General features: G+C 64.8%; 15 protein-coding genes. 10 read left to right on the top strand and 5 right to left on the bottom strand.

Translation table 11 applies throughout. From position 1 onward, the window contains the following. Nucleotides 1-10 precede the first annotated feature (10 nt). Nucleotides 11-1,624, top strand: coding sequence for an acyl-CoA synthetase (locus tag QQL28_RS20485; protein ID WP_284268159.1), 1,614 nt, complete (start codon nt 11-13; stop codon nt 1,622-1,624). A gap of 197 nt (nt 1,625-1,821) precedes the next feature. On the opposite strand, the gene QQL28_RS20490 is transcribed toward QQL28_RS20485, so the two are convergent. Continuing rightward, on the bottom strand, nt 1,822-3,024 hold the full coding sequence (locus QQL28_RS20490; protein WP_284268164.1) for an MFS transporter: 1,203 nt from the start codon (nt 3,022-3,024) through the stop codon (nt 1,822-1,824). A gap of 175 nt (nt 3,025-3,199) precedes the next feature. Between QQL28_RS20490 and QQL28_RS20495 the strand changes: the two genes are divergently transcribed. Then, a complete protein-coding gene (locus QQL28_RS20495) occupies nt 3,200-4,003 on the top strand; it encodes an MBL fold metallo-hydrolase (RefSeq protein ID WP_284268165.1) in 804 nt (267 codons plus the stop codon). Nucleotides 4,004-4,010: 7 nt separating this feature from the next. Here the strand turns inward: QQL28_RS20495 and QQL28_RS20500 are convergent, their stop codons facing one another. Next, a complete protein-coding gene (locus QQL28_RS20500; protein WP_284268166.1) occupies nt 4,011-5,153 on the bottom strand; it encodes an OpgC domain-containing protein in 1,143 nt (380 codons plus the stop codon). Nucleotides 5,154-5,368: 215 nt separating this feature from the next. On the opposite strand from QQL28_RS20500, the gene htpG reads away from it, so the two are divergent. Further along, the gene (gene htpG, locus QQL28_RS20505; protein WP_284268167.1) at nt 5,369-7,237 is read left to right on the top strand and encodes a molecular chaperone HtpG; all 1,869 of its coding nucleotides are present in this window, start codon (nt 5,369-5,371) and stop codon (nt 7,235-7,237) included. Nucleotides 7,238-7,380: 143 nt separating this feature from the next. Further along, complete coding sequence (locus tag QQL28_RS20510; protein WP_284268168.1) at nt 7,381-7,656, top strand: DUF3551 domain-containing protein; 276 nt, start codon at nt 7,381-7,383, stop codon at nt 7,654-7,656. A gap of 124 nt (nt 7,657-7,780) precedes the next feature. Here the strand turns inward: QQL28_RS20510 and QQL28_RS20515 are convergent, their stop codons facing one another. Continuing rightward, on the bottom strand, nt 7,781-8,761 hold the full coding sequence (locus tag QQL28_RS20515; RefSeq protein WP_284268169.1) for a Bug family tripartite tricarboxylate transporter substrate binding protein: 981 nt from the start codon (nt 8,759-8,761) through the stop codon (nt 7,781-7,783). Nucleotides 8,762-9,013: 252 nt separating this feature from the next. Between QQL28_RS20515 and QQL28_RS20520 the strand changes: the two genes are divergently transcribed. The 6 genes from QQL28_RS20520 (at nt 9,014) to QQL28_RS20545 (ending at nt 15,002) form a co-directional block, all read left to right on the top strand. After that, nucleotides 9,014-10,828, top strand: a complete 1,815-nt coding sequence (locus tag QQL28_RS20520) for a long-chain-acyl-CoA synthetase (protein WP_284268443.1) — start codon at nt 9,014-9,016, stop codon at nt 10,826-10,828. Nucleotides 10,829-10,965: 137 nt separating this feature from the next. Continuing rightward, on the top strand, nt 10,966-11,211 hold the full coding sequence (locus QQL28_RS20525; RefSeq protein ID WP_284268170.1) for an acyl carrier protein: 246 nt from the start codon (nt 10,966-10,968) through the stop codon (nt 11,209-11,211). After that, entirely contained in the window at nt 11,198-12,583 is a 1,386-nt protein-coding gene (locus QQL28_RS20530) for a class I adenylate-forming enzyme family protein (protein ID WP_284268171.1), read from the top strand. The genes QQL28_RS20525 and QQL28_RS20530 overlap by 14 nt, the downstream gene beginning before the upstream one ends. Further along, the gene (locus tag QQL28_RS20535; protein ID WP_284268172.1) at nt 12,576-13,298 is read left to right on the top strand and encodes an SDR family NAD(P)-dependent oxidoreductase; all 723 of its coding nucleotides are present in this window, start codon (nt 12,576-12,578) and stop codon (nt 13,296-13,298) included. Before QQL28_RS20530 ends, QQL28_RS20535 begins: the two co-directional genes overlap by 8 nt. 138 nt (nt 13,299-13,436) lie before the next feature. Next, entirely contained in the window at nt 13,437-13,631 is a 195-nt protein-coding gene (locus QQL28_RS20540; RefSeq protein ID WP_284268173.1) for a hypothetical protein, read from the top strand. A gap of 225 nt (nt 13,632-13,856) precedes the next feature. Further along, a complete protein-coding gene (locus QQL28_RS20545; protein ID WP_284268174.1) occupies nt 13,857-15,002 on the top strand; it encodes a DUF3095 domain-containing protein in 1,146 nt (381 codons plus the stop codon). Between the two features lie 4 nt (nt 15,003-15,006). On the opposite strand, the gene QQL28_RS20550 is transcribed toward QQL28_RS20545, so the two are convergent. Together QQL28_RS20550 and QQL28_RS20555 are read right to left on the bottom strand one after the other, a co-directional pair. Next, nucleotides 15,007-15,447, bottom strand: a complete 441-nt coding sequence (locus QQL28_RS20550; RefSeq protein ID WP_284268175.1) for a DUF2147 domain-containing protein — start codon at nt 15,445-15,447, stop codon at nt 15,007-15,009. 80 nt (nt 15,448-15,527) lie between these two features. After that, nucleotides 15,528-16,907, bottom strand: coding sequence for an MATE family efflux transporter (locus QQL28_RS20555; protein WP_284268176.1), 1,380 nt, complete (start codon nt 16,905-16,907; stop codon nt 15,528-15,530). Nucleotides 16,908-16,955 lie beyond the last annotated feature (48 nt).

Genomic DNA, 16,955 nt, shown 5'->3' on the forward strand with positions numbered 1-16,955 from the left:
GGGAAGCCACATGACCGGCGACATCGGAGCCACCATCTCCAAAGCCCGCGAGCATTCGATCGGCGACCTCCTGCGCCGTTCGGCGCAACGCGAGCCGAATAAGCCGGCCCTGAGCTGCGGCAGCGTGAAGTGGACCTTTGCCGAGCTGGACGCGGTCTGCAATCGCCTGGCGCGCGGCCTGCGCGGCCTCGGTATCAGGAAGGGCGATCGTCTTGCGGTGCTGTCGCGCAATTCACATGCGTTCGCGGCTCTGCGCTTCGCCGTGGCGCGAATCGGCGCGGTGCTGGTGCCGATCAACTTCATGCTCAATCCGGACGAGATCAATTTCATCCTGAAGAATTCGGGCGCAAAGGTGCTTGCGACCGGTCCCGATTTCGTCGAGCCCGCGCGCGCCGCAAGTGCCAAGGATTGCGCGGTGGAGAAGCTGATCTGGCTGCCGGGCGAGGATCCGGCGTCGCCGCCCGCTGAAATCACCACGTTCGACGATCTCTTGCATTCCGACGGTTCGTTCCTCGAGGCCTCCGTCGACAGCCGCGATCTCGCCCAGATCATCTACACCAGCGGCACGGAATCGCTGCCCAAGGGCGCGATGCTGACCCATGAAGCCGTCATGTGGCAGTATGTGAGCTGCATCATCGATGGCGGCATGAGCGCGCATGACAACGTGCTGCACGCGCTGCCGCTCTATCATTGCGCCCAGCTCGACGTGTTCCTGGGGCCGCAGATCTATCTCGGCGCCTCCGGCGTGATCACGGGCAAGCCGACCGCCGACAACATTCTGGCGCTGATCGCGGCCCACGGGATCACCGCGTTCTTCGCGCCGCCGACAATCTGGATCGCGATGCTGCGCTCGCCCAATTTCGACAAGACCGATCTGTCGACGCTGCAAAAGGGCTATTACGGCGCCTCGATCATGCCGGTGGAGGTGCTGCTTGAATTGCAGCGCCGCCTGCCGAACGTCAAATTCTGGAATTTCTACGGCCAGACCGAGATCGCGCCGCTCGCCACCGTGCTTCAGCCCGAAGACCAGCTTCGCAAGGCCGGCTCGGCCGGCAAGCCGACGATCAATGTCGAGACGCGCGTGGTCAACACGGCGATGGAGGATGTCGGGGTTGGTGACGTCGGCGAAATCGTGCACCGTTCCCCGCATCTTCTGTCCGGCTATTACAACGATCCCGTGAAGACGGCGGCGGCGTTCTCCGGCGGCTGGTTTCATTCCGGCGATCTCGCCACCGTCGATGCAGAGGGCTACATCACCGTCGTCGACCGGGTGAAGGACATGATCAAGACCGGCGGCGAGAACGTCGCGAGCCGCGAGGTCGAGGAGATGGTCTACCGGATTCCCGCGGTCTCGGAGGTCGCGGTGGTCGGACTGCCTGATCCGCGCTGGATCGAGGCGGTCACCGCGATCATCGTGGTCAAGACCGGCGAGACGCTGGATGAGGAGACCGTGATCAGGCATTGCGCGGGATCGATGGCGCATTTCAAGGTGCCGAAGCGCGTCGTGTTCGTCGACAGCCTGCCGAAGAATCCGAGCGGCAAGCTGCTCAAGCGCGAGCTGCGCCAGCGTTTCGTCGGCAGCGATACGCTCGACAAGGCGATCCAGAAGAACTTTGGGACGTGAGGTGCGGCATCGTCGTGCCACTGTGTCGTCATTGCGAGCGAAGCGAAGCAATCCAGGAATCTCTCCGCGGTGACAGTCTGGATTGCTTCGCTGCGCTCGCAATGACGGAGAGGAGGGGGCTCCGCAGGTCCAACTGACATCGTGTTCGCGGCAGCGACCCCTCACCCCGCGACGGGCGGGGAGAGGGTCAAGGGTTCTCAATACTTCTTCATCGCAGCCCCGAACGCCAGCCACAGCGCCGTCGACGCGAGTCCAAAGCCGCCCAGAAGCAGGAAGGTCGGGCCGTAGCCGATCCATTCGGCGATCCAGCCGCCGAGCGCGGGGCTGAGGCTTGCGCCGACGCCCTGCACGGTGATGACCGCGCCCTGGCCGAGATTGATGCGGCCGGTGCCGTTGAGCGAGCGTGCGACCACGCCGGGCACCGCCACCGTCTGTAATCCCGTGCCGATGCCGTCGAGCACCTGCACCGGCACCACGCCCCACCATCCCGTGAGGAAGAAGGCGAGCACGCCCCGGATCGGCAGGAACATGAAGGAGACCAGGATCACCGGCCAGTAGTTGCGCTTGCTCGCGGCCTTCATGGCGATCAGTGACGTCACCACCATCACGCCCTGCGCGATCACCACCGTGGTTGCGACGAAGCTCGGTCCGTTGGCCTGGCCTTCGGCGACCGCCGCAAGACCATAGAGCGGTACGATCGCGGCATTGCCGAGATGGAAGATGGCGAGCGCCAGCGCCAGGACGAGCAGCGGCTTGTGCCTGAGCAGCATCGCCATCGCATCCGGCGGAGCCTTGGAGTCATCCTCCTTGCTGCCGCGCGCGACGCGGTCGTCGATCGATTTCGCCGGGATCATCAGCACGCAGGCGATCGCGATGAGGCCGAATGCCGCGGCGAGCACGAACACGGCGACATAGCCGTAGCTGTAGCCGAGGTAGCCCGACAGCGCTGCGCCGACCATGTTGCCGGCATGGTTGAACGCCTGGTTGCGGCCGTTCAGCGCATTGAAGCCCTTTTGCCTGGCGATGCCGAGCGTGATGCCGGTCACCGCCGGCACGATCGCGGCGCTCGCCAGCGACTGCGCCACTTGCGAGAACGTCACCGCCCAGAAGTTCTGCGAGATCAGGATGATCGCGGAGGCGAGGACGACGCAGACGCCGGGGATCACCACCCAAAGGCGCTTGTTGCGGCTGGCGTCGATGAAGCCGCCAATCGGCGTCGTGATCAGCATGCCCGCGACGTTGCCGATGGTCATGGCGGTGCCGATCAGCCCGCTCGCCCAGCCGCGCTCCTGGAGGAACACGCCGACGAACGGCCCGATGCCCGACTGCATGTCGGCCATGAAGAAATTGAGCGCGAAGAGGGGCCAGAGACGAGGTGAGGATGGGGACCGCGATGTCATCGATGCGTCAAGCGTGGTCTCAACCGAATCCGGTGTTGGCGGGGCTGCCTTGATCTTGTGTGGACCAAAACGTAACGGATGATGATGGCGTTGGTTCCAGCCGCCCTTGCGGAGGAGCGATCTGCACGTCACATCTTTGAATCGTTGTTGACGGATGTCTTTCCTGGAGCACGCCATGCCACTCTGGACCTGCGAAACTTGCGGCGCGCAATTTCCCTCGAGCGAACAGCCGCCGTCATCCTGTCCGATCTGCGAGGACGAACGGCAATTCGTGAACTGGAAGGGGCAAACCTTTCTGTCTCGCGAGGCTCTCGCGGCGCGTTGCCGCGTGGTGTGGCGGGACGATCTCGGCCTGACCGGCCTGTCGCTCGATCCAGGTTTTGCCATCGGCCAGCGGGCGCTGCTCGTTCCCGATGGCGGTGGTTGCGTGATGTGGGACTGTATTCCGCTGGCAACCACCGAGGCGATCGAGCATGTCAGATCGCTCGGCGGGCTGAAGGCGATTGCGATCTCGCATCCGCACTACTATGGCGCGCTCGCGGACTGGAGCGAGGCCTTTGGCGACGCGCCCGTTTATCTCCATGCCGACGATCGCCAATGGGTGACGCGGCCGCATCGCGCAATCGAGCACTGGACCGGTGACAGTCATCGCCTCTCGGACGAGATCACCCTGTTGCGCAGCGGCGGCCATTTCGCCGGCGCCTCCATGCTGCACTGGCCGCGTGGCGCGGATGGCAAGGGTGCGCTGCTCACCGGCGACATCGCGCAAGTGACGATGGACCGCCGCTTCGTCAGCTTCATGTATTCCTATCCGAACTATACGCCGCTGAACGCAGCCGCGGTGCGGCGGATCGCAGGCGTCGTCGCGCCGCTCGCGTTCGACCGCATCTATGGGGCCTGGTGGGGTCGTAACATCGCGGGCGGTGCCAGGGCGGCGTTCGACGCATCCGTCGCGCGCTATCTCGCCGCGATCGCCTGACCGACGCCTAGGCCCGCTGCCGCAGGGCGGCGGGCAGGTCCTGCCGCCTGGACCAGGAGATGTAGTAGGCAACCGCTGCGATGGCCCCGAGGCCCACGAGGCTGACCAGGATCTGGATTGCGACGAGATTGGGTCCCGTGATCAGGATCAGATGCGCGGCAAAGGACAAGAATACGCCGACGCAGAACACCGCGAGCCATTCCTCACCGCTCAGGATCACCGGTTGCAGCGATTTCCATTTCAAGGCCGGATGATCGGCCGGGACCAGATACGTGGCGAGGTAGGCGAGTGCGAGGAAATGCAGCACGCGATGCGGCGCGAGGTTTTCCTTGTCGTTCGGCGTGAAGATGCCGAGCACGGCATCCGGCAGATAGGCGGACAGTGCCGGCGAATGCCGCGCCAGCGTGACCGCCATTGCGAACACGAGATAGGCGCCCGCGAGCGCACGCAGCCAGGACATGCCCTGAAGCGCGCGGGCCGGCGCGCCGGTCACCGCAAACCAGCCGCCCAGCACCATCAGCATCTGCCAGCAGAACGGATTGAAGGTCCATTCGCCGTCCGGAGAGATCCGGAACGTCCAGCCGAAATACCTCGCCGCGAAGTACACCGCGATCGAGGCGAGCAGCGTCAGGTGCGGGCGGCGGAGCAAGCCCCACAGCGCCAGCGGAAAGAACGCCATCAGCGGGATCATCAATTGCAGCAGGTCGAGGTTGAGCGGCTCTTCCTGGAGCACCAGCCCACGCACCAGGATGCGCAGGGGATGCTCGAGAATCCCCGAGATGTTGTACTCGTGGATAATCTCCGGCGCGGTCGATTGCGAGGCGACGTAGGCAATGGCGTCGATATAGATCACGAACAGCACGACGTAGGCCGCATAGAGTCGCCAGACTCTGCGGAAGATGCGGGTTGCCGCGACGACGAAGCCGCGCTCCATCGCCATCTTGCCGTGGATGATCGTGACGCCGTAACCCACCACGAACACGAACAGGTCGGCGGCGCCGCTGAAGCCGAAATTGCGCAAGGTCAGCAAATTGGCAACATTATTCGGAATGTGGTCGAGGAAGATCGACCAGTTGGCAATCCCGAGCGTGAGATAAAGCCTGGCATCGTGGCTGAATGCCGTGAGGTTTGTCTTGGCAGTTGGATTCATTGCTAAAGAATGGTGATTGGAATCGATGGGGCGACGCTTCTAGCGGCAAGAATATCCCGATCCGAGTAGCGTTTTCGTGAACAAAGGCCCGGCACTTTTCTTGCCCTCTCCCGCAAGGGAGGAAGGAAGAAATGCCCCATCACAACCTCTTGATCTGCCGCGCCCGTGCGCTATATCCCGGTTTTCCTCAACCCATTTTCGATCCGGGTAAACGCATGACGACGTCAGATACGGCTGTGCATTCGCAGCCCTTCCAGGCCGAGGTGTCCGAGCTCCTGCACCTGATGGTGCACTCCGTCTATTCCGAGACCGACATCTTCCTGCGCGAGCTCATTTCCAACGCGTCGGATGCCTGCGACAAGCTCCGCTACGAGGCGATCGCGACCCCGGCGCTGCTCGGCGAGGGCGACGCCCCCAAGATCCGCATCATCCCCAACAAGCAGGCCGGCACGCTGACCATCGCCGACAACGGCATCGGCATGGAGCGGCAGGAGCTGATCGACCATCTCGGCACCATCGCCCGCTCGGGCACCAAGGCTTTCGTGGCGAAGCTGAAGGAGGCCAAGGACGGCCTCGGCCTGATCGGCCAGTTCGGCGTCGGTTTCTATTCCGCCTTCATGGTTGCCGACAGGATCCTCGTCATCAGCCGCAGGGCCGGCGAGAGCGACGTCTGGACCTGGACCTCGTCGGGCGGCTCCGGTTTCGAGATCGCGCACGCGGGCGAAGAAGATGCCGCGCGCGTGACCCGTGGCACCGAGATCGTGCTGCACCTGAAGGAGGATGCGAAGAAATATCTGGAAGACTACGAGATCCAGCGCATCGTCTCGGCCTATTCCGACAACATCCTCTTTCCCATCGAGCTCGTGCCCGCAGAAGGCGAGCCGCGCCAGATCAATTCGGCGAGCGCGCTGTGGCAGCGCTCGAAATCGGAATTGACAGCTGACGACTACAAGAAGGCCTATCAGCAGATCGCCACCGCCTTCGACGATCCCGCGATGACGCTGCATTATCGGGCCGAAGGCCGCTATTCCTACGCTGTGCTCCTGTTCGCGCCGGCGACGAAACCGTTCGACCTGTTCGAGCCGTCGCGCAAGGGGCGGGTGAAGCTCTACGTCCGGCGCGTCTTCATCACCGACGATGCCGATCTGTTGCCGGGCTATCTGCGCTTCATCCGCGGCGTCGTCGACAGCGAGGACTTGCCGCTCAACATTTCCCGCGAGATGCTGCAAAACAACCCGCAGCTCGCGCAGATCCGCAAAGCGGTCGCCACCCGCGCCGTCTCCGAGCTCGAAAGCCTCGCCGAGAAGGACGCGGAGAACTTTGCGAAGATCTGGGACGCTTTCGGCGCGGTCCTGAAAGAGGGTATCTACGAGGACTTCGAGCGCCGCGAGAAGCTCTTGACGCTGTCGCGGTTCACGACGACCTCGGGCGAGAAACGCTCGCTGAAGGAGGTCGTCGCCGACTTCAAGCCGAACCAGACCGAGATCTATTACCTCGTCGGCGACAGCATCGAGCGGCTGAAGTCCAGTCCGCGCCTGGAGGCGGCGGCTGCGCGCGGCATCGAGGTGCTGCTGCTCACCGATCCCGTCGATGCCTTCTGGACCTCGATGCCGATGTCGTTCGACGGCAAGCCGCTGAAGTCGCTGGGCCAGGGCGATCTCAATCTCGACCTGATCCCGCGCGTCGACGACGCGCAGAAGGACGAGCCGGCGGCTGACGAAGCCGCGACCATCGCGCTGATCAAGGGCTCCCTCAACGAGCGCGTCAGCGACGCAAAGGCGTCGACGCGCCTCACCAGCTCCGCCTCGTGCCTCGTCGCCGACAGCCATGGCCCGAGCCGCGAGCTCGAGCGCATCCTGGCGCAGCAGAACCGGGGCGAGCGCTCCAGGCCGATCCTCGAGGTCAATCTGCGCCATCCGCTGGTCACTGCGATTACCAGGGCGCCGGCCGGCTCGACGGTGATCGATGATCTCTGCCTGCTGCTGCTGGAGCAGGCCCAGATCCTGGACGGCGAATTGCCGGAAGACCCGTCTGCCTTCGCCGCCAGACTGAACCGCCTGGTGCTGCAGGGGCTGGGCGGGTAGGCGACGCCGCAACCGCGTCGAATTTTCCAAGCGCGCGTCACAAACGGGCGAGGTATGTTGCGAAACGGTCGCGTCCGGCACCGTGTTGTGCCATATCGGATCGGCGCGACGCCCGTCGTCGCCACCGATTCGAGGAATTTCCGATGCGCATACCACTCCTATCCATCATCGCGATCGCCACCCTCCAGGCCGCGACGCCTGCCAGCGCACAGCGTTACGACCCGCGCTATCCTGTGTGCATGCACGTCTACACGGGAGGCATCCGCGGTGGCGGCGGCAGCGATTGGTTCGACTGCTCGTTCACGTCGCTGGAGCAGTGTCGCGCCTCGGCCTCCGGCCGCGGCTTGACCTGCGACCTCAATCCCTACTACGCCTACGACCAGCCGCAGCCGCGACGTCGTCCCAAGCAGCCTTACTAGCTCGGAGCGGGCGAAGCCTTCATCGCCGGCCACCATTCCGACGCAAGGGGAGCAAGGGGGGGAGGGAACGCAGCGGGATTGCGGCTCGGTCAGCACTTTCAGTCGCTGAGTACTTCTAGCGCCGCTACTCCTTCTTCGCCCCCGACAGCTGTACCACCTTGCGCCAGCGCGCGGTCTCTTCGGTCAGCATGCTGCCGAACTCGCTTGCATTGCCATGCAGCACCGTCGCGCCGAGCTCAGCGATGCGGCTCCTGATCTCGTTGTCGGAGAGCGCCGCGTCGATCTCGCGGTTCAACAGATCGATGATCTCGCGCGGCGTATCCTGCGGTGCGCCGACACCGTAGAAGGACGAGGTCTCGTAACCCGGCAGCGTATCCGCGATCAGCGGCACGTCGGGCAGGACGTCGGAGCGTTCGCGTGTCGTGACACCGAGTGCGCGCAGCTTGCCGGCCCGCACCAACTCGAAGGACGAGGTGACGTTGTCGAACATGCCGTGCACCTGGCCGGTCATCACGTCGGTCAATCCTGGCGCTGATCCGCGATACGGCACGTGGGTGAACTGCACGCGGGCAAGCGCCTTGAACAGCTCGCCGGACAGATGGAGCGAGGTGCCGATGCCGGAGGAGGCGATCGAAAGCATGCCGGGATTTGCCCTGGCGTAGAGGATGAAATCGGAAACGGTCTGCACCGGCAGGTCGTTGTTGACGAGCAGCACCAGCGGAATACGCGCCACGCCCGCAACCGGCGCAATGGTCTTGGCGAAATCATAGGGCAGCGCGGGATCGAAGGACGCGTTGATCGCGTTCGCGGTCGAGGTCAGCAGCAGCGTGTAGCCGTCCGGTGCCGATGCGATCACCGCCTGCGTGCCGATATTGCTGCCGGCGCCGGGCTTGTTCTCGACCACGAAGGTCTGGCCGAGCCGGTCGGACAGGCGCTGGCAGAGCAGCCGCGACAGCACGTCGGTGGCGCCGCCGGGCGCGTAAGGCACCACCCATTTCACGCTGCGCGAGGGATAGGAGGGATTGCCGAGAGCGAATGCGCGAGGAGCCGCGACGCTTGCGGCGGCACAGGCGGCCGCACGGAGGAAGTTGCGCTTGGTGATCATTATTCTTGCCTCAAATGGAGGAACGCTATCGATGCGAGTGGTGCGTCCGCTGTCTCTGCAACCCTGTGAGCTTGCGCGCGGTTGAAATCGATATCGCAAGAATCGCCCGCTGCCGCACGCCGTTCCCGTCGCCTTGGTAAAGGATGACTAGAGTTAATCGCGGACTAACCGTGTTTTACCTTGTCTCTTAACGCCTGGTCAGGGGCTCGCGGTCTATAGCTACCGCGACAGACGACTGACCAGCCGAAAGACATCAACAACATGAGCACCGGCGTCATCGAGCAGGCGAAATCGACGCCCGCGCCCTCGGCCTCAAAGATCTGGCTGAAAGCGATCGAGCTCACCGCGCGCATCGAGACCCTGCCGGGCCGGCTGTTCGCCGATGTCGTCGAGGATTGGGCGAGGCGCCAGCCGGATCGCGCGGCGCTCGTCACCGACGACGAAACGATCAGCTACGATCAGCTCGCACGACGCATCAACCGCTACGCGCGCTGGGCGCGTTCGGTCGGCCTCGCGAAGGGCGACACCGTCGGTATGATCATGCCGAATGGTGTCGACTATGTCGCCGCCTGGCTCGGGATTAGCCGTATCGGCGGCGTCGTTGCCCTGATCAACACCAAGCTGGTCGGGCAATCGCTGGCGCATTGCATCGATGTCGCAAGGCCGTCGCACCTCATCGTCGCGCATGATCTGTCCGAGGCGCTTGCGGACGCTACGCCGCACCTGAATTCGACGGCAAAGATCTGGGCCCATGGCGATGCGCGCAGCGAGCGCTCGATCGACGTGGCGCTGGCCGCGCTCGACGACGGCCCGCTCTCGCAGGACGAGCACGGCGACGTCACCATCAACGACCGCGCGCTGCTGATCTACACCTCCGGCACCACGGGCCTGCCGAAGGCGGCCAGCATCAGCCATCGCCGCATCCTCAACTGGGGCTTTTGGTTTGCCGGGCTGACCGGTGCGACGCCGCAGGACCGGCTCTATGATTGCCTGCCGCTGTTCCATTCCGTCGGCGGCATCGTCGCGCCCTGCAGCATGCTCGCCGCCGGCGGCTCGGTGGCGATCGCGGATAAATTCTCGGCGACGAATTTCTGGCCCGACATCGTCCGCCACGACTGCACCCTGTTCCAATATATCGGCGAGCTCTGCCGCTATCTGCTAAAGGCGCCGCCGTCTGAATACGAGAACCGTCACCGCCTGCGGCTCGTCTGCGGCAACGGACTGCGCGGCGACATCTGGGAGGATTTCCAGGCGCGCTTTGCGCTCCCCCGCATCCTCGAATTCTACGCCGCGACCGAGGGCAATTTCTCGCTGTTCAACGTCGAGGGCCGGCCGGGCGCGATCGGCCGCATCCCGCCACTGTTGGCGCATCGTTTCCCGGCGGCGATCGTCAAGCTCGACGCTGCCGCCGGCGTGCCCCTGCGCAATGCCGACGGTCTCTGCGTGGCCTGCGCGCGCGGCGAGGCCGGCGAAGCCATCGGCCGCATCGGCATTGCCGATGAGGGCGGGGGCCGTTTCGAGGGCTATACCGACGCCGGCGAGACCGAGAAGAAGATCCTTCGCGATGTGTTCGCGAAGGGGGATGCCTGGTTCCGCACCGGCGATCTGATGCAGATCGATGACAAGGGCTTCTTCCATTTCGTCGACCGCATCGGCGACACGTTTCGCTGGAAGGGCGAGAACGTCGCGACATCGGAGGTCAATGACGCCGTGCGGGATTGCACCGGCGTGGTCGATGCAACGACTTACGGCGTCGGCATTCCCGGCACCGACGGCCGCGCCGGCATGAGCGCGATCGTGGCCAACGAGGGTTTTGATCTCACCGCGCTCGCGGGTCATCTCGCCGCACGGCTGCCTCCTTACGCCCGTCCTGTCTTCATCCGCGTATCGAGCGAGCTGGATGCGACCGAAACCTTCAAGCAGAAGAAGAGCCAGCTCGCGCGCGAGGGGTTTGATCCGGGAGCGATCGCCGATCCGCTGTACATCGCCGATCCGAAATCGGGGGCCTATGTTACGCTCGATCAGGAGGCGTATGCGCGGATTCTCGATGGTTCGATAAGGCTCTAGAGAAAATCAGGGATAGGTCCAATTTTATCTGAATTGTCCAAGAAGCCATTTACTTCTGTCCGGTAAACCACGGAGCAACGGGAGGCGGGCACTCCGCCGAAGACGTAAACGACAACAAAAACGAAGCGAGCGCAGCCATGTCGGTAAGGTTAAAGGTCACTGAAGCGATCAAGCAGATTGCCAAGGAGCAGCACGTCACGTTGCCGGAGCTGACGGACGGTCTGTCGCTGCATGAGACGGGGTTCGATTCGCTCGCCTTTGCGATCCTGGTCGCGCGCCTCGAGGACGAGCTCGGCGTCGATCCCTTCACGATTTCCGAGGACGCTGCCTTCCCCGCGACCGTCGGGGATTTCGTGCGGGCCTACGAAAATGTCCCCGCGTGAGATCTTCGCACTCCGCAACTATCTCGGCGCGGAGCTGAAAGGGCGGACGCTGTCGGATGCGCACCATTCGGTGTCGCTGACCGACGTGCTGTCGCAGACGGTGCGGGGCGGCCGTCTCGGCGAGCTGTCCGGCCGGTCGGTGCTGCTGAAACTGTCGGACCAGCTCAAATCGGGCCTTGCCATGATCGAGCTCGACGGCATCGCCCGTCGCATGCTGCTGTGCCCGCCGGATCTCAATCCTGCGCATCTCGACGCGCTGATTGCGGATGCGGAGATCGACGCCGTCGTCACCGACGAGCCGGAATTCTGGAAAGACAGCGCGATCCCGTTCGTCGTGATCGCGCAGCTGCCGCTCACGCCCGCCGCGCCTGCGGAGACCGAGCGCGCCACGGAATGGTTGATGCTGACCTCGGGCACCTCCGGAGTGCCGAAGATCGCCGCGCATACGCTGGAAGCGCTGACCGGCGCGATCCGCGCCGAGGCGCCTGCGCGCGGTCCCGCGCCGGTCTGGGCGACCTTCTACGACATCCGCCGTTATGGCGGTCTTCAGATTTTCCTGCGCGGGGTCCTTTCCGGTGGCTCGATGGTGCTGTCGGACCCGCACGAGGTCCTCGCGGACCATATCGCGCGTCTGAACGCGCGCGGCGTTTCGCACATCTCCGGCACGCCCTCGCATTGGCGCAAGCTCTTGATGAGCGGCTCGGCCGCGCAATTCGCGCCGCGCTACGTCCGCCTCTCCGGCGAAATCGCCGACCAGGCCGTGCTCGACGGCCTGAAGGCGGCATTCCCCGATTCCTCGATCGGCCACGCCTATGCCTCGACGGAAGCCGGCGTCGGCTTTGCCGTCAATGACGGGCTCGAAGGTTTTCCCGCCGACTATATCGGCGTCAACGCGAGCGGCGTCGAGATGAAGATCGTCGACGGCTCGCTGCGGATTCGTTCCGAGCGCATCGCGCACGCCTATATCGGCCGCGATGTGACAAAGCTCGCCGATGACGACGGCTTCGTCGACACCGGCGACATGATCGAGCTGCGCGGCGACCGCTATCATTTCGTCGGCCGCCGCGGCGGCATCATCAATATCGGCGGGTTGAAGGTTCATCCCGAGGAGATCGAGGCGGTCATCAATCGTCATCCGGACGTGCGGATGTCGCGTGCAAAATCGCGCAAGAGCCCGATCACCGGCGGCATCGTCGTGACCGACGTGATCCTTGCCGACGGCACCGATCCGGCGCGGGCCAACGAAATCCGCGAGCAGATCCTGGACCAGTGCCGGGCGCAGCTTGCCTCGCACAAGGTGCCGGCGGTGATCCGCTTCGTCGAAACGCTCGACGTCACCCCGGCCGGAAAGCTGGCGCGCACCGATGCATAACGTCCTCGTCACCGGCGGAAGCCGCGGCATTGGCCTTGCGATCGCGACGCGACTCGCGGGCGCCGGTTACAACGTGATCGCGGTGGCGCGACGCGAGACCGAGGAGCTCGCCGCTGCGGTGCGCGCGTCGGAAAAGCGTCTGCATTTCCGCGCCTGCGACCTTGCGGTGATCGACGCGATCCCGGCCTTCGCAAAGCTGGTGCGCGACGAGTTCGGTGCGATCTATGGCCTCGTCAACAATGCCGGCCTCGGCACCGAGGGCCTGCTTGCGACCATGCACAATTCCGAGATCGAGGCGCTGGTGCAGCTCAACGTGCTGTCGCCGATCATCCTCACCAAATATATCGCGCGGCACATGATGGCGGATGGCGCGGGCCGCATCATCAACATCTCCTCGATCATCGCTTCCACCGGCTATAACGGCCTGTCGGTCTATGGCGCGACGAAGGCGGCCGCGACCGGTTTCACGCGCTCGCTGGCGCGCGAGGTCGGTAAGCTCGGCATCACCGTGAACGCGATCGCACCAGGCTTCATCGACACCGAATTGACGCACAATCTTTCCGACGAAGGCCGCAAGCGTATCGCCGGGCGTAGCGCGCTGCGCCGCTTGCCGGACACCGAGGACGTCGCGCGGATGGTCGAATATCTGCTCGGCGAAGGCGGACGCAACGTCACGGGAACGGTGTTCACGATCGATGCTGGAAATACCGCTTGAGGGAACAGCTCAAGGAACTTCTGGCGCCACAATTGAGTTGATCGGGCTCAATTTCATTTCAGCGCGTTTGGCTCTAAGATGCCCAGCAATCGGTTGGGTTACGTCAATCGATCTGCCCTAATCGACAGGGAGCAGTGCATGACGGCTTCGAACCTTCCCCGCGCGTCAGTGCAGTCATCTCAAGCAAGAGAGAGCATCAACAACTGCAAGCCGATGTCGCATCAGAATTCCGGCGATCACGGCTATGAAATGTATCCGCAGCAATTCGTCCGGCTTGTCGGCTGCCATGACGTGCAGGCGCCCCCGGCGGCGGAGAGGGAGAAGCTGCACTAAGCGCGCTTGCGCACACGCTCGTTTCAATCGATCAGATCGCGGGACATCCAATTCGCTCCGCCGTGCCGGCCACGCGCGGAACGCGTTTTGGCGGCGCGCGGGCTCTTGTTGTCTCGGCCTGTTTCGGCCAATTATTGCGGGACCCCTCCGAGGTGAGCCGCCCGGCGAACCTTTTTCATTCCGTTCCCGTATCTTGATTGCGCGAAACACATTCGGCCTCAGGCGATGACAGCAGGCGTCTCCTTCTACGGCGGCATCCCCGTCTTCCGCGGCTTCACCAGCCTGATGGATCCCGCCCTCTATTCGCCGCTGCCGGATGACTGGACCATCGGGGTGGCCGACATCGTCGATTCCACCAAGGCGATAGCGGCGCAGCGCTACAAGGCGGTCAACATGGCCGGCGCCTCGGTGATCGCAGCCGTCACCAATGCGCTGGAGGGACGGGAATTTCCCTTCGTGTTTGGCGGCGACGGCGCGAGCTTTGCGGTCGCGCCCGGCGATCTCGATCGCGCCCGCGACGCGCTGGCCGCGACCGCGACCTGGGTCCGGCAGGATCTCGATCTGAAAATGCGCGTCGCGCTTGTGCCGGTCAGCGCGATCCGCGCGCAAGGGCTCGATGTGCGCGTCGCGCGCTTCGGGCCGTCGGCCAACCTGTCCTATGCGATGTTCTCCGGCGGCGGGCTCGGCTGGGCCGAAGCCGCGATGAAGCGCGGCGAGTTCGCCGTTGGCGAGGCGCCCGACGGCACGCAGCCGGATCTGTCCGGCCTGTCCTGCCGGTTCGAAGAGATCCCTGCCTCACGCGGGCTCATCCTGTCCGTGCTGGTGGTGCCGGCGCGCGGCGGCGATCCGCAAGCGTTCCGCAAGGTGATCGAGGACGTCATCCATCTCGTCGAGCGCAGCCCGGATGCGGGCCGTCCCGTGCCGGCGCTGGGCCCGCCGCTGAAATGGCCGCCGCAGGGGCTCGACTATGAGGCGCGCGCCAGGCGCGGAGGCTCGCTGCTCAAGCGCCGCGTCAGCGTGCTGGCCTATACGCTGTTCGCCTACATGATCGTCCGCTTCGACATCAAGGTGGGCGGCTTCGTGCCCAAAACCTATACGCGGCAGGTCGTCGAGAACTCGGACTTCCGCAAATATGACGACGGCCTGCGCATGATCCTCGACTGCACGCCGGAGCTCGAGCGCGACCTGAGCGATCGTCTCGCCTCGGCCGCGAAGAGCGGCATCGTGCGCTACGGCCTGCACCGGCAGGATGCGGCAATGATGACTTGCTTCACGCCCTCGGCGCTGCGCAGCGACCACGTCCACTTCATCGACGGCGCCCGCGGCGGCTATGCGTCGGCGGCAACGGCGCTGAAGGCCACGGCGGCGTGAAGGCTCAGCGCCCGACCCGCGTCCACGTTTCGCCGCCGCACAGTGCGCCGACGCAGCCTTCGATGCGGAGCGTATCGGTGCCGGTGACCGAGATGTTGCTCGCATACATGCTGCCGTCATCGGCGTTGTAGATCTGCCCCGACCATTTGTTGGGACCGGTGGCCTGCATGCCGTTGAAGAGCGGCAGGCCGATCAGCGGGCGCCTGGCGAGCGCGGGATTTGGATTCTTGCTGTCGCTGGCGGGCTGGCCGGTCGCGGTGTCGTAGGGCTCCTTCAGCCAGACGATGACGCCGCAGATGCCGCCGCCGCATTTGCTGACCTTGACGCGCGCATCGCCCGCCTGGGTCAGCCAGGTCCCGCTCGCATCCGCGCTCTGCGCGCGCGCTGAGGGGGCGCCGAACAATGCAGCGAGACAGGTGATGAGAACGGCTAGACTGCGGATCATGGAGAGCCCCGGAAAATGGAGGCGTCTCCATAGCAGCAAATCGCCATCATGCAACGTGCTGGAGAATCACATTCCTGCGTTCATTTGCCCCAGCGCGTAAGAAGCACGGAGCCTGCGGTGGACAGCCCGAACACCGCCATCGCGCCACTGATCAGGGCGAACAGCGTCCAGGCCGGCGCCTGCGCGAGCGCGAGGCCGCCGACGGCAACGATCAGCAGCCGCCCGGTGGACGCAAGCACCGGACCTCCGACGCGCGCGGCACCTTGCGATGAGAAATACAGCGACACGCCGACGCCGAAGAAGACGAAGGCGGGTCCCGCCCAGTGGAAATAGCTGTGCGCTGCGGCGGTGACGCCGGCATCGCGGGTGAACAGCGAGACCCACAGCGCCGGATCGAGCGCGACGACGAGGCCGATCAGGCCCACGGTGAGGCCTGAGGCTGCGGCCGCCGTCCAGGCGACACGCCGCGCGCGCTGCAACTGCCCGGCACCGATCGCCATGCCGACCATCGGCACCGAGGCGATGCCGAAGGCGAAGGTGATCGGGATCAGCAGGAATTCCAGCCGCGAGCCGATGCCGTAGCCGGCGAGCATCTCGGTGCCGAAGCTTGCGAGGATTTTCGTGAAGATCAGGATGGTGAGCACGGTTTGCAGCGGCGACAGGCAGGCGACCGCGCCGACCTTGAGGATGTCGAAGAACATGCCGCGCTCGAACCGGAACGCGCTGACATTCAGCGGCAAGCGGCTGCGGCCAGCGAGCAGGTACCAGACGAAGAAGACTGCCGCGAGCGTGAAGGCGATGAGCTGGCCGGAGGCGACGCCGCGCATGCCGAGTTGCGGCACGCCGAACAGGCCGAGCCCGAGCGTGCCGCCGACCACGACCTGCACCAGGCTCGCGCCGATCAGCGTCATCGAGGGCAGGCGCATGTCGCCGGTGCCGCGGATCACCGAGGCGAGCGTGTTGACCAGCCAGATCGCGATCGCGCCGGAGAACAGCACCTGCGAATAGTTGCAGGCTTCTTCCAGCACGCGGCCGCGGCCGCCGAGCAGCGTGAAGAAGTCGCGGCCGAAGAGAAGCATCATCACGGTGAAGAACAGCCCGCCGCAAAGGCCGATGATGGCGGCGTGCAGCGCCAGGGTCGCGGCGCGATCCCGGTCGCCGGCGCCGAGCGCCCGGCTGATCGCGGACGACACGCCGCCGCCCATCGCGCCCGCGCTCATCATCTGCGTCAGCATTGCGAAGGGAAACACCAGCGCGATCGCGGCCAGCGGAATGGTGCCGAGCCGGCCGATATAGGAGGTCTCGGCGATCGCGACCAGCGTGCTGCCGACCATCGCGATCATGTTGGGAATCGCCAGCCGCAACAGGGTCGGCAGGATCGGCGCGGTCAGGAGGCTGGCGATGGGGGATGTCACCGGGGCACGCGACGGTGCGGCGTCTATGGGGGCGTCGATCGTCATGCGTCACCGGACGGAATTAGATGATGATCGACATATTAAAGGCAAGCA

Source organism: Bradyrhizobium iriomotense, assembly GCF_030160715.1.
GTDB lineage: Bacteria > Pseudomonadota > Alphaproteobacteria > Rhizobiales > Xanthobacteraceae > Bradyrhizobium > Bradyrhizobium iriomotense.

What these genes read in the sequence shown, in the direction of transcription:
- QQL28_RS20485 (WP_284268159.1), top strand. Translation starts at nt 11, where the DNA reads ATGACCGGCGACATCGGAGCCACCATCTCCAAAGCCCGCGAGCATTCG.
- QQL28_RS20490 (WP_284268164.1), bottom strand. Translation starts at nt 3,024, where the DNA reads ATGACATCGCGGTCCCCATCCTCACCTCGTCTCTGGCCCCTCTTCGCG.
- QQL28_RS20495 (WP_284268165.1), top strand. Translation starts at nt 3,200, where the DNA reads ATGCCACTCTGGACCTGCGAAACTTGCGGCGCGCAATTTCCCTCGAGC.
- QQL28_RS20500 (WP_284268166.1), bottom strand. Translation starts at nt 5,153, where the DNA reads ATGAATCCAACTGCCAAGACAAACCTCACGGCATTCAGCCACGATGCC.
- htpG (WP_284268167.1), top strand. Translation starts at nt 5,369, where the DNA reads ATGACGACGTCAGATACGGCTGTGCATTCGCAGCCCTTCCAGGCCGAG.
- QQL28_RS20510 (WP_284268168.1), top strand. Translation starts at nt 7,381, where the DNA reads ATGCGCATACCACTCCTATCCATCATCGCGATCGCCACCCTCCAGGCC.
- QQL28_RS20515 (WP_284268169.1), bottom strand. Translation starts at nt 8,761, where the DNA reads ATGATCACCAAGCGCAACTTCCTCCGTGCGGCCGCCTGTGCCGCCGCA.
- QQL28_RS20525 (WP_284268170.1), top strand. Translation starts at nt 10,966, where the DNA reads ATGTCGGTAAGGTTAAAGGTCACTGAAGCGATCAAGCAGATTGCCAAG.
- QQL28_RS20530 (WP_284268171.1), top strand. Translation starts at nt 11,198, where the DNA reads ATGTCCCCGCGTGAGATCTTCGCACTCCGCAACTATCTCGGCGCGGAG.
- QQL28_RS20535 (WP_284268172.1), top strand. Translation starts at nt 12,576, where the DNA reads ATGCATAACGTCCTCGTCACCGGCGGAAGCCGCGGCATTGGCCTTGCG.
- QQL28_RS20540 (WP_284268173.1), top strand. Translation starts at nt 13,437, where the DNA reads ATGACGGCTTCGAACCTTCCCCGCGCGTCAGTGCAGTCATCTCAAGCA.
- QQL28_RS20545 (WP_284268174.1), top strand. Translation starts at nt 13,857, where the DNA reads ATGACAGCAGGCGTCTCCTTCTACGGCGGCATCCCCGTCTTCCGCGGC.
- QQL28_RS20550 (WP_284268175.1), bottom strand. Translation starts at nt 15,447, where the DNA reads ATGATCCGCAGTCTAGCCGTTCTCATCACCTGTCTCGCTGCATTGTTC.
- QQL28_RS20555 (WP_284268176.1), bottom strand. Translation starts at nt 16,907, where the DNA reads ATGACGATCGACGCCCCCATAGACGCCGCACCGTCGCGTGCCCCGGTG.